The organism is Lederbergia citrea (assembly GCF_018343525.1).
In the GTDB taxonomy this organism is placed as follows: domain Bacteria; phylum Bacillota; class Bacilli; order Bacillales; family Bacillaceae_C; genus Lederbergia; species Lederbergia citrea.
In genome coordinates, this window is the sequence record NZ_JAGYPH010000001.1 from 224,897 (window position 1) to 237,138 (window position 12,242).

A 12,242-nucleotide genomic window follows, 5' to 3' on the forward strand; every position below is an offset into this window, starting at 1 on the left:
ATCAAGTAGAATGGAGAACATTTATGAAATTGATCGAATTAGTAAAAAGAGAGAAAATTGTCGTGATTGTAAGAGGTATTAAGCCCGAAGATAGTTTGTCAGTTGCAGAAGCATTAGTTGCAGGCGGTATTCGTTTTATTGAAGTGACGATGAATACGGAGGGTGCACTAGCAATCATTCAACAATGGCGAGAATGTTTTAAAAATGAAGAAATCTTCATTGGAGCGGGGACCGTGTTGGATCGAGAAATGGCAACGGCCGCTATCGAGGCAGGCGCACAGTTTATCGTTACTCCCAATTTAGATGAAGAAGTAGTTAAACTCTCTTGTGAGAAAAACATTGATATTTTTCCTGGCGTTATGACCCCTACAGAAATAGTGAAGGCATTAAAAGCAGGTGCAAAAGCCGTAAAGCTATTCCCAATGGGTTCTTTAGGGCTCAATTATTTAAAGGAAATTAGGGCACCTTTATCCGATGTACAGATTTTAGCAACCGGTGGAGTAAATCTTGAAAATATTCAAGAATATTTAAAAAATGGAGTTATTGGTGTCGGGATTGGCAGCAATATTATTGATAAAAAGTTGATTGAAGAAAAGAATTTTCAAGGCATAACGGAATTAGCCAGAAAATATAAAGAAGCGGTAAAGGATGTTGAGAAGTATGGTTGACGTAGTAACAATTGGCGAAAGTATGATTTTATTTCAGCCGATGACGGATAGTTCGATTCAATATGCTCCCCTCTTCACAAAAAGCATTGCTGGTGCGGAATCAAATATAGCGATCGGTCTCACTCGTATGGGTAAAAAGGTAAGATGGGTTAGCCGAGTTGGGGATGATGCTTTTGGTAAGTATTTGCTTGCAACATTGGCGGGTGAAGGGGTGGAGGTCTCCCAGTGTAAGGTTTTACAAAATGAATCAACTGCCATCTACTTTAAGGATATTAAAGGGTCACAAGATCCAACGGTCTATTATTATCGGAAAGGATCGGCCGCGAGTAAATTTAAACGTAATGACATACAATCCGGTTGGTTTGAAGGAGCACACCACTTGCATGTGACAGGTATCACTCCGGCTTTAGGGGAAAATACTGCGGAGATGATGATCGAAGCAATGGAAAGAGCGAGAGAGAAAGGGATGACGATTTCTTTTGACCCAAACATTCGGAGAAAGCTTTGGAGTGAGGAGCAAGCTAGGCAAACAATATTAAAGATGATCCCGTTATGTGATATTTTTCTGCCGGGATTAGACGAGTGCCAGTTTCTTTTTGGAGAGAAAACACGAGATGAGTATGGAGATATCCTTTTGAATATGGGGCCAAGTTTGACCGTAATTAAATTGGGTGAAGAAGGGTCAATGGCAATAACCAAAAAATTTTCTGTGAAGAAAGATGGCTATTCAGTTGAGCGCGTCGTTGATACGGTTGGAGCTGGCGATGCTTTTGCGAGTGGCTGCTTATCCATTTTATTGGACGTACCAAATTTACGGGAAGAACTGAAGGATCCAGTCAATATAAGAGATATTGTGGGCGATGCCATTGGTCGTGGAAATCGACTTGGTGCATTAGCTGTTCAATTTAAAGGGGATTGGGAAGGACTTCCAACATTACAGGAATTAAAAGCAATGGAACAAGGGAAGGAAAGTGTTTCACGCTAGATGGAAGCTTACGTAAGAAATTTAATTAATAGGTAAACTATAAAACCGGCTTCCCAAGTGGAGAGCCGGTTTAAATTATCTTTTTTGAACGGACATGCCTTTTATGAGAGAAGTATAAATTTGTTCATTCTTAACTGGTTCCTTAGCAATGAGCTTTAACAGGTTTTCAGCTGCAAGTGCGCCCCATTTTCGCTTCGAATAATCGATTGTAGCTAGACTTGGAGTGACGTAGCGGGATAGCTCAATATTATCAAAGCCAATAATATGAATGTGCTCACCTATTCGATACTTTGTATTTGCCAAATAATCGTACATACCAATGGCCATATTATCATTTAATGAAAAAACAGCACAAGGCTCCGTATATTCCTCAACGATGATTTCAGCCGCGCGCGTTCCCGATGGCTTGTCAAAATCACCTTCAATTTCCTTGTATTCAATATTATAATATCGTTTATATTGTTCAATAGCCTGCCTTACAGCGAGAAGTCGTTGATTGGCATCATAAGCGTCCTCGGATCCACGAACTATATACAGCTTTCTATGACCTTCTTCCAGCAAATAGTCGATAGCTAAAGTAGCGCCGGCTTTATTGTCCAATAAAATTTGATTAATATTAGGATGTTCTAATTCTCTATCTAATACGACAATTTTATGACCAAGATCCGCATTTTTGATTAACTCTTCATCTGTAAAACCTACATCTAACACAATGGCACCATCGATAACCTGTTCTGGTAGAAAACGATGTGAGTTTTTCCCGTTACAAACAATAAGTTCGTATTCTGTATTCCTAAGTGCATCATATATTCCTTGCAATATTTGCCCGAAAAATCCTCCACTGTAATCGGGGATGAAAAAAATACCAATGATTTTTGTTTCGCGTTTTTTTAATGATCTTGCAGCAGCATTTGGAACGTAGTTTAAATCCTTTGCAATCGCGAGGATCTTCTCCGCGGTCGCTTCTGTTATTTTTGTGCTGCCGTTTAATGCGTATGATACAGTTGCAATCGATACGCCGGCTTTTTTAGCGATATCTTTCATACTAACCACGAATTCATCTCCTATCGTGACCTGAACTGGTATTTAAATTATCTTGTATTTTATTGCCTTATACTTACGAATAAGTGATATTTTAAATGTTTATTTTAATGATTGTACTATATAGAAGCAAAAATTTAAACGTTTAAACTATATCAATATCTGAATATATAAAGTCATATGTAGAATTATGACAAAAAAATATAAAAAATCTTTAAATTCATATTGCTTAATCTATTTAACTGAGATAAAATGACATCAGTGAAACGATTAACTTAAAATTTTAAATGACCTTTCTAAACGTTTAAGTTGAAGAGGGGAAAGAGAACTAGATTCATATATTTTTCTTAATCCCGGATTCAAAAAATATATTAGAAAAGAGGATGTAAAATGACTAATATTCCAGTTGCAGTTCAAATGTATACGTTACGCGATGAAAGCGCAGAAGACTTTGCGGGAACATTAAAAAGAGTAGCAGATCTTGGCTTTGATGGAGTTGAATTTGCGGGATATGGTGGTCTGCCCGTGAAAAGGGTAAGAGAGTTACTAGACGAGCTCGGTTTAAAAGCAGCCTCCAGTCATGTACCCCTAGAAGACTTGCAAAATGATTTGGCAAGAGTGATTGAGGATCAGAAAATTTTAGGTAGTAACTATATTGTATGCCCTTACTTACTTCCAGATCAACGAAGTGAAGAAGACTATCAATCTCTTATTCCATTTTTAGAGCAAGCGGGTAAAACATGCCGCGAAGCAGGAATTACACTTTGCTATCATAACCATGATTTTGAACTTGAACGTCTTTCCGATGGCAGAACGGCACTTGAAGCCATTTTTGACTATGTGAATCCAGAAAATGTTCAAACAGAGTTCGATATTTATTGGCTTACTAAAGCCGGTGAAAAACCAGTGGAATGGATCAATCGTTATAAAAATAGAACACCACTCGTTCATTTAAAAGATATGACTACAGATGAAGAACAATTTTTTGCAGAGCTTGGTACGGGCGGCGTTGATTTAGAGGCAGTACTGAATATCGGAGAAGAAGCAGCAGTTCAATGGTGGGTTGTTGAACAAGATGTGAGTCGTAAAACTCCTTTTGAAAGTATCGAAATTAGCATGAACTATTTGAAAACAAAACTTCCATACCTATCCAATAAATAAGTTCCAGTACGGATTTACCATCAGTGAGGGGGAATAAAGCAGAACCCCCTCACTGATGAGTTTAATTTTACTGTAAAGAGTCGGAATCTTAGAAAGTAATTTAATCTTTAATTAACGATTAATGACTCTGAATTTACAGCACTAAAGAAAAATTGCAGACACAGCGAGAAGAAAAACGGGGGTACGATATGGAAAAGACTGCGGTCAATCAAGGGGTCGTCGTAACGCCAAAAAAGAAATCATTATTTACTAGGCTCAGGAGTCAGTGGGATCTTCAATTAATGGTTATTCCGGCTATCATTTTTATCTTTATTTTTAGTTACATACCCATGTATGGAATTGTAATGGCTTTCAAAGATTACAACATATTTAAGGGCGTAATGGAAAGTCCTTGGGTAGGATTGAAACATTTCAAAATGTTCTTCGATGCCCCAGAGTTTTCGCAAGTAATGCGAAATACGCTCGTCATTAGTTTTCTGAAGTTTTTTATCGGCTTCCCTGCACCCATCATCCTTGCCTTGATGCTCAATGAAGTAAGGAATATGGCATTTAAGCGGGTTGTCCAAACAGTCAGCTACTTACCACACTTTCTTTCTTGGGTGATTGTTTCGGGCTTTGTCATGTCTCTATTATCGACGGACAATGGCAGCTTAAATATCGCGCTGGAAAAAATGAATGTCATCAATGAGCCGATTGGCTTTCTCAGTATTTCGAAGTATTTTTGGGCGATTTTAGTCACAACGAATGTCTGGAAAGATATCGGATTTGGTTCGATCGTCTATTTGGCAGCGATTGCAGGAATTGATCAGCAATTATATGAAGCAGCTGCGTTAGACGGAGCGAGTCGTTTTAAACAAATTTACTTAATTACCATCCCATCGATTATGCCAGTGATTTTGATCTTTATGATCTTGGCGATTGGAAATCTCTTGAATGCTGGTTTTGAAGATATTCTCCTTCTCGGATCCAATCCAGTTGTCAGAGAAGTAGCCGATGTTCTAGACACCTATGTGTACCGAAGGGGTATCCAAAATTCGTTATTTTCTTATGCCACTGCTGTCGGTCTGTTTAAGGCAATCATCAGTGTTGGTTTACTAACAATGGCAAACTTCTTTGCACGCAGAGCGGGGAGCAGCTTATGGTAAACAACGAGACGTTTGGAAGAGGGGGATCCCATTGTTAAAAATGACGTTCAGTGATCGCGTTTTGTCGATTACCATTTATATCTTGCTTTCTGCTCTTGCTTTCGCTACTTTTTATCCATTTTGGAACGCTTTAGTCATCTCATTCAATAGCGGAATCGATACGATGAAAGGCGGAATTACGTTTTGGCCAAGGGAGTTTTCTTTAGATAACTATAAAGTTGTGTTCCAGGATTCACGGATATTAAATGGATTTTTCATCTCGGTATCCCGTACGGTTGTCGGAACATTCCTAGCTGTTATGTGTACGGCGATCTTCGCTTACGGAATGTCGCGAAAGGAATTGATTGGCCGTAACTACTATATGATTTTCTGTGTTGTCACGATGTTCTTTAGTGGTGGATTAATCCCTACCTTTATCCTGATTCGCGAACTGCATTTATTCAATACTTTTTGGGTTATGGTCATTCCAGGCCTAATCAGTGTGTGGAACATGATTATTTTCCGGACATTTTTCCAAGCGCTGCCGTCAGGCCTTGAGGAACAAGCGAAAATTGACGGTTGCGGCTATTGGGGAACATTCTTCCGCATTGTCCTTCCGCTATCTGGTCCAGTTATCGCAACCTTGTCCTTATTTACAGCGGTCTATCATTGGAATGATTGGTTCTCACCAAGCATCTATATATCGGATCAAGGATTACTACCCATTCAAACGATGTTACAACAAATTTTAAGTTCGAATATCATGACGGAGCAAATGGCTCAAGCTGACTCTGCGGCTGCAGGGCGGATGGCAGCAATGAAATCCGTTTCTACAAAATCACTATCGATGGCAACGATGATGGTGGCGACCATTCCAATCATTTGTGTGTATCCATTTGTACAAAAGTATTTCGTAAAAGGAGTTTTGGTAGGGTCTTTAAAGGAATAGTCCTAATGGATTTAAAGCTCCATGCTTTGAATATAAAAAAAGTAACAAGGGGGAAAAGAAATGAGAATAACGAAAAAGTTATCCGCTCTATCTTTAGTAGCCATTCTGATGATTTTTACATTAATGGCGGGCTGTTCGAAAGAAAGTGCGAGCAGTGACAGCAAAGGTAAAACATCCGATTCCGGCAAGGAAAACAGTGGCTTTAAATTAGGAGAAGATGAACTGGAATACACGATGTACGGTCATTATGACTGGTATACAATGCCGAAATGGGGCGAAGATATTGCCTCAAAATGGATAAAAGAAAATAAAAAAGTAAATGTAGTACCTGTTAGTTCTGGCGGTAATGCGGCCCAAAAATTCAACACGATGATCGTTGCTAATGACTTACCCGACGTAATCTGGATGGATCGTGGCCCAGATGTGGATAAACTACGTGAAGCGGATATGCTTGTTCCACTTGATGAATACATTGAAAAATATCCAAACTTAAAAGAATGGGCGGGTGAATCGACCCTTAACATGCTTCGTGCTGAGGATGGACATATTTATCAGTTCCCTAACTGGTATACTTCACAGCCAAATGGAAACTCAGGATACGTTGTAAATGAAAAAATGTATAAAGAGCTAGGTTCACCAAAATTAGAAACAACGGATGATCTTTATTCTTACTTAAAGCAAATCAAAGAAAAGTATCCAGATATCGTACCATATGAGCCGGGTCAAGGCGACGGACTTGATATTTTATATTCTGCTTTTGGTGAAGACCATACAACAGCATTTGTAGGTATGCGTGCAGTTCCAAAGGGAGATAAATTAACGTCAATTTTCGCGGATCCTGTTTATAAAGAGTCCATGCTATATATTAGTAAGCTTTTCCGTGAAAAACTTATTTCACAAGATGCATTAACGCAAACCTCAGACCAAGTAAAAGAAAAAGTCATGACTGGTAAATTTGCTGTCTATGCTGGAAGCAGTCCAACTGTGAATTCAAACTTGGCTGATTCTATCCTAAGAGCAGAAGATCCGGATGCAGGACTAAAAATGGTTTGGCCGTTCCATAAAGAAGGCTTAGACAAAGAAAAAATTTGGACAGGCAGCTGGTCACAACTAGGCTGGAATGTAAGTGTAATCACAAAAGCAGCAAAAAATCCTGAAGCCATTTTCGCTTTCCTCGACTGGTACACAGGCCCTGAAGGCCAACGTCATATTTTCTGGGGACCTGAAGGATTGTATTGGGAAGGAACACATAGTATTGAAGGCATCGACGAAGCACCAGTTTTCACAGATAAATTTGTTACAGATGTAGCTGAGCGCGACAAATTAATGGAAACAACGGATCCGCTTCAATGGACAGGAAATACTGTATATATTGATAAATCGAAAACGGAATTTGAGTTAAGTTTGCCTGAAGAACAACAAAACTGGGCAACGAGATATCAATCCCAAATCACTTGGAAAACACAATATAACACGACAGAATTTGTTAATCTTTCTCCAATGCCAGATTCTGAAGAAGGTTTAATCGAACAACGTATCAATGACATCTATGATGAAGCACATGCTAAAGCAGTTCATGCGAAGAGCGACGCAGATGTTATTAAAATCCTTGAAGAAGCTGAAAAATCTGCACAAGCAGTTGGATATGACAAATTACTAGAATTCAAAACAAATAAATGGAAAGAAAATCTAGCTAAAATGAACGGTAATTAATAGAAGAAACAGAATCGGCTATCCGTATGGGAGGCCGATTTTGTTTATGATTAAATTAAAAGATATACATACTGCTTCAACATAGAATTGACACTACTTTTAAAATCTGTCCAATTGGCTTTGTTTATATTTTCATACTGTTTTATCAATCATTTTTTTCCGAAAGTCCCTTGGATTCATGCCGAAAAAAGCGGTGAACTGTTTCGTAAAGTAAAAAGGGCTAGAAAACCCTACATCATCTGCAATCTCTGAAATAGCTCTATTCGTAAATTCGAGAAGACGGGCAGCGTGTCGAAGCCGCATTGACAAAAGAGTGGCCATGATGGAATCACCTACTTGTTCACGAAATAAATGAGAAAGACGTGAGGGGGAGAGTGCTACTTGTTTAGATAAGGATTCGATTGAATGTGATTCCTTTAAATTTTCGCTTAAAATACCTAATACTTGCTGAACACGTAAATCGATTTTATTTTTATCATTCGTTTGTAACCATTGGTTTACTGCCAGCAATATCTCTTCAAGTGCATTTAGGGACAACTCCTTAGCAAACGATTGAAAACCGCGATTATCTCGAATTAATCGTTGAAAGCTGCCTAAGACACGTTCTTGCAAATGTGGTTGGTCTACCCCCAAATAAAGTAACCCCTTTTTCATTTCGGGTAACTTTAATAGGTCAAACCATGTTTCCCGTGGCAAAAAGTGAGCCCAGATAAATTCCCAGTGCGAACTATAAGTCGCATATTGATGAACCGTTTTAGGTTTAAGGATGGCGATATCGCCTTTTTTAACTAATTGTACATGATCACCTATCTTGAATTGCCCTTTTCCCGATATTGTATAAGTAATCAACCAATCTTTCGTACCTTCAGATCTATGAACCTTATAACCTTTCAATTGATTAAAGTGATCGCATATAAGCACTCCAGGTGATGGGATTGTCGAGAATATAGCAGGATTGTTAAGGTTTTCGGTCATTTCATTCATTCCTTTTTTCGCATCTTCCTTTATTATTTAATTATAATCAATTTTCCAAAATAAAGGGAGCGTGTTCATTGTGAAACAGCTGACCATCACTGATACTCAGAAGGAAATGTTTGATAAAGAAGGCTATTTGATTGTTAGAGGGTTATTTTCTAAAGAGGAGGTTGAATATTTAAAAAAGCATTTTATGCAAATTCATGCAGACGGTCCGATACCGGGGCATTTTTCCCCATTGCCTGAAGAAAAAGCGAATGGAAATATTCTAAAAATGTATCCGCGAATCATGCATCCGCATAAGGTGGATGATGTATCTATGCAATATATGCTTGATGCCCGGGTCTTTTCAGTACTTACTAAATTGCTTGGAGAGGAGCCACTTGCTGCACAAAGCATGTTTTATTTCAAACCCCCTGGTGCAAAGGGGCAAGCACTTCATCAAGATAACTTCTATTTAAAAGTAGAACCGGGAACTTGTATTGCCTCTTGGACAGCCGTTGATCCGTCAAACGAAGAGAACGGTGGTTTGTATATTGTACCCAACTCACAATATTCGGAAATACAATGCCCACATGAAGCAGATCCCGAGAAGTCATTCACTCGCGAAGAGGTAGATGTTCCGGAAGGGTTAACACCTGTTCCTGCAATTCTTGAAGCAGGAGATGTGTTGTTCTTTAACGGAAATGTCATTCATGGATCATATCCAAATACATCAACAGACAAGTTTCGCCGTTCCTTTATTTGTCACTATGCCGGTATATCGACGACAAAGGCAGGGGACTTTTATAAACCTCTTTATCAACAAGATGGGTCAACCGTTACGGTTGATGTTAGTGAATCAACACCATGTGGCAACGAGTATGATCCGGTTATGGGATCATAATAAAATTTCAATAGAAATAGATGCACTTCTCGAGAGAAATGCATCTTTCTTATTCCATTAGTTTGTCAGTAACTGGTGATCCGGTTTATATTCACGAAAAAGTGGATTTTCTCCACACACCATCAGCCCCTGACCCCAATTCACATGAACATCTTTTGTTGGCAAGTCTGCCGGGTCACGATATTGGAACAAAACATTCCGTCTTGTTCGATCGCTACGGTTCGGTTTAGAACCATGAACGGTTAAGTAGTTGAAAAATAGCACATCTCCAGATTCGGCAGGACAAGCGATACCAGATTCAATTGGATATTCTTTATGATTTAAAAAATATCTCCCAATATGTGGCATTGGCCCGTTTTTATGCGACTCAGGTATTACATGGAGACAGCCGTTTTCTTCATCTGCGTCATCCAGATGAACGCTCGCCGCCATCATTGTATGGTTTTGATGAGGGAAATACGGCTCATCTTGATGCATTGGAAACGCAGCACCATTCTCCGGAGGCTTAACCAGCATCTTGGAGTGGTGTAATTGCACATTTGGTCCAATTAGTTTTGAGAGAATTGAAGTCATATTTGGATGTGCAACTGCCTTTGTAAATGATGCATCATGATAATGAACATCGTGAAAACCTTTCAAAACAAGTTTCTTGAGTTCTGCTTTTGGAATATAATCTCCCTGCCAAGTATGATTGGCATCGTTCTTTGACTTTGCTGCTCTTTGAAGGATTTGATCAATTGCGTTTCTCATTTCTTCAACTTCCTGAGGATTAAAGACACCTTTTACAAGCAAATATCCATTTTCTTTGTAAAAATCAACATCTCTTGATAGGATCAAATTTATCCACTCCTTATTTTTGGAATTTTCTTTATTCTGATTCTACTAAAATTATAGGGGTGTAAGTACTTTTATGTCTTTATGATTATCCGCCAAGATTTTGTATTTTTAAGACAAGGAGGGAAACGGATGTCTTTGATGGACTACCTACATGGGGAAGCCTTTCTAAATCAACATGCCATAAAACTTTCTGGAGATGGTGTTTCATTTTTTGTTCATTACTGGGGAGTGACACCATATCATTATGATAATCCCCTGCATAAGCATTCCTTTTTCGAAGTATGCTATGTTGTTGATGGAGAAGGGGGATACGTGGACAATGGGATTGAAACCCCGCTTGTAAAAGGAACTATGTTCTTATCTAGACCGGATATTTGGCATCAGATAAAAAGTCAGTCGGGTTTATTTCTTCTTTTTGTTGCATTCGATGTAATTGAATCAGAATCAAGTGAAACAGGTATTATCCAATTTCGCGAGCTTGCAAACACGGAAAAAATTATCGCAAAAGTCAATGAACATTTCCCATCCACTTTAATATGGAAATCACTGTTAATGCAATCAACCAACATTCATTCTTTTCAAGCCGAGATTGTCTCAAATCTAGCTTATTCACTACTTATATCCCTCCATCAAATATTTACGGATGATCACAGAAAAACGGAAAAGATAATGGTAATGCGAACTTCTTCTAATCTTCATAGGGCTAAATTATATATTAGAGATAACCTCTCACAGCCACTCCAACTAAATGATGTAGCTTGTTACTTACATATTTCTGCTAGGCATTTATCAAGACTTTTTTCCACCGAAGGGGAAAGCTTCACAAGCTATATACGAAAAGTAAGGATTAGAAGATCTGAGGAATTATTAAGAGGTACAAAGCAATCTATAAAAGAAATAGCAGATGAAACTGGTTTTACATCCGTACATTACTTTACGAGAATTTTTAAATCAGAAACTGGCTTGCCGCCAGGATATTATCGTAAACATTATCCTGACGACAGTTCCCATAAAAATTAAAGTCGAAATAAAAATATCAATTTCAGACACAAAAAAGTTATATCAAGACATTCCAATTATCAGAAAAATAGGATAATATCTCAGTAAGACAAATGAGGAGGTATTAATTTTATGAACACACCAGTAAAAGAAAATCTTATTGCCCCACTATCACTAGAACAAATTGCCCAATATGAAAAGGACGGGTATTTGGTTGTGAAAGGCGGTTGCAGTAATGATTTAATTGATGCGTACAACTCCTATATTTATACCATTCGTTCAGCAGAAGAGATTGAAGAATGGGCAAAACCGCATATTGGTAAAATATTAACCGATGAGGATCGTTTCTCGCTGCGTGTGTTCAATCCACATCTCCATGATGGATTTTCTCTACAAATGATGAAACTTCCAATTGTTCGGGGGGCATTAGCTCAACTGCTCGGAGATGAAGCAGTCGGCATCCAAAGTATGTATTTCTATAAATCTCCCGGTTCTCCTGGCCAGGCCGCACATCAAGATTATTATTATATTCATAATGAACCAAATACATTAACAGCAGCTTGGATTGCTATGGAAGACGTCGATGAAGCCAATGGCTGTTTGTGGGTGATACCCGGCAGTCATAAAGATGGGCTGCTCCCTCATGGTCGTGTCAAAGATAAAAGTGAACATGAAGCCTGGACGGATGAGACAGAGGGTGCCGATTTATCCAAGCAAATTCCGGTTATTATGGAAAAAGGAGATATCGTATTCTTCCATAATCTGCTTATCCATTCATCCGGAAAAAATAGAACAGAAGATCGCTGGCGCCGTTCGTATGTATGTCACTATATCCGTCACGACTCAGATGTGGACAGAGATGATTTAAAGAAGAAAATTTCTCTAGAATTATAGAATAGGATAA

At 38.6% G+C, this 12,242-nt stretch carries 12 protein-coding genes; 9 read left to right on the forward strand and 3 right to left on the reverse strand.

Annotation, left to right across the window (positions count from 1 at the left end; translation table 11 throughout):
- The first annotated feature begins 23 nt into the window (after window positions 1-23).
- Both KHA88_RS01165 and KHA88_RS01170 read left to right on the forward strand, forming a co-directional pair.
- On the forward strand, window positions 24-668 hold the full coding sequence (locus KHA88_RS01165; RefSeq protein WP_213121293.1) for a bifunctional 4-hydroxy-2-oxoglutarate aldolase/2-dehydro-3-deoxy-phosphogluconate aldolase: 645 nt from the start codon (window positions 24-26) through the stop codon (window positions 666-668).
- A complete protein-coding gene (locus KHA88_RS01170; RefSeq protein WP_249312850.1) occupies window positions 661-1,653 on the forward strand; it encodes a sugar kinase in 993 nt (330 codons plus the stop codon). Before KHA88_RS01165 ends, KHA88_RS01170 begins: the two co-directional genes overlap by 8 nt.
- A gap of 75 nt (window positions 1,654-1,728) precedes the next feature.
- Here the strand turns inward: KHA88_RS01170 and KHA88_RS01175 are convergent, their stop codons facing one another.
- Complete coding sequence (locus tag KHA88_RS01175; RefSeq protein ID WP_213121295.1) at window positions 1,729-2,706, reverse strand: LacI family DNA-binding transcriptional regulator; 978 nt, start codon at window positions 2,704-2,706, stop codon at window positions 1,729-1,731.
- 378 nt (window positions 2,707-3,084) lie between these two features.
- On the opposite strand from KHA88_RS01175, the gene KHA88_RS01180 reads away from it, so the two are divergent.
- The 4 genes from KHA88_RS01180 to KHA88_RS01195 all read left to right on the forward strand — a co-directional run bounded on the left by KHA88_RS01180 (window position 3,085) and on the right by KHA88_RS01195 (window position 7,641).
- Window positions 3,085-3,855 carry a sugar phosphate isomerase/epimerase family protein gene (locus KHA88_RS01180; RefSeq protein ID WP_213121296.1) on the forward strand — a complete coding sequence of 257 codons (771 nt, stop codon included), beginning with the start codon at window positions 3,085-3,087 and terminating at the stop codon, window positions 3,853-3,855.
- Between the two features lie 188 nt (window positions 3,856-4,043).
- Window positions 4,044-5,000, forward strand: a complete 957-nt coding sequence (locus KHA88_RS01185) for an ABC transporter permease (protein WP_213097577.1) — start codon at window positions 4,044-4,046, stop codon at window positions 4,998-5,000.
- Window positions 5,001-5,040: 40 nt separating this feature from the next.
- On the forward strand, window positions 5,041-5,928 hold the full coding sequence (locus KHA88_RS01190; RefSeq protein ID WP_430413629.1) for a carbohydrate ABC transporter permease: 888 nt from the start codon (window positions 5,041-5,043) through the stop codon (window positions 5,926-5,928).
- Window positions 5,929-5,988: 60 nt separating this feature from the next.
- Window positions 5,989-7,641 carry an extracellular solute-binding protein gene (locus KHA88_RS01195; RefSeq protein ID WP_213097575.1) on the forward strand — a complete coding sequence of 551 codons (1,653 nt, stop codon included), beginning with the start codon at window positions 5,989-5,991 and terminating at the stop codon, window positions 7,639-7,641.
- Between the two features lie 132 nt (window positions 7,642-7,773).
- Here the strand turns inward: KHA88_RS01195 and KHA88_RS01200 are convergent, their stop codons facing one another.
- Complete coding sequence (locus KHA88_RS01200) at window positions 7,774-8,625, reverse strand: helix-turn-helix domain-containing protein (protein ID WP_213121297.1); 852 nt, start codon at window positions 8,623-8,625, stop codon at window positions 7,774-7,776.
- 70 nt (window positions 8,626-8,695) lie between these two features.
- Between KHA88_RS01200 and KHA88_RS01205 the strand changes: the two genes are divergently transcribed.
- The gene (locus KHA88_RS01205) at window positions 8,696-9,502 is read left to right on the forward strand and encodes a phytanoyl-CoA dioxygenase family protein (protein ID WP_346729152.1); all 807 of its coding nucleotides are present in this window, start codon (window positions 8,696-8,698) and stop codon (window positions 9,500-9,502) included.
- Window positions 9,503-9,559: 57 nt separating this feature from the next.
- Here KHA88_RS01205 and KHA88_RS01210 read toward each other — a convergent pair whose 3' ends face one another.
- Complete coding sequence (locus KHA88_RS01210) at window positions 9,560-10,339, reverse strand: phytanoyl-CoA dioxygenase family protein (protein ID WP_213106742.1); 780 nt, start codon at window positions 10,337-10,339, stop codon at window positions 9,560-9,562.
- A gap of 129 nt (window positions 10,340-10,468) precedes the next feature.
- Between KHA88_RS01210 and KHA88_RS01215 the strand changes: the two genes are divergently transcribed.
- A complete protein-coding gene (locus KHA88_RS01215) occupies window positions 10,469-11,359 on the forward strand; it encodes an AraC family transcriptional regulator (RefSeq protein ID WP_213121298.1) in 891 nt (296 codons plus the stop codon).
- A gap of 111 nt (window positions 11,360-11,470) precedes the next feature.
- Window positions 11,471-12,232 (forward strand): phytanoyl-CoA dioxygenase family protein, encoded by a 762-nt coding sequence (locus tag KHA88_RS01220; protein ID WP_213121299.1) that lies wholly within the window; start codon window positions 11,471-11,473, stop codon window positions 12,230-12,232.
- The last annotated feature ends 10 nt before the right edge of the window (window positions 12,233-12,242 follow it).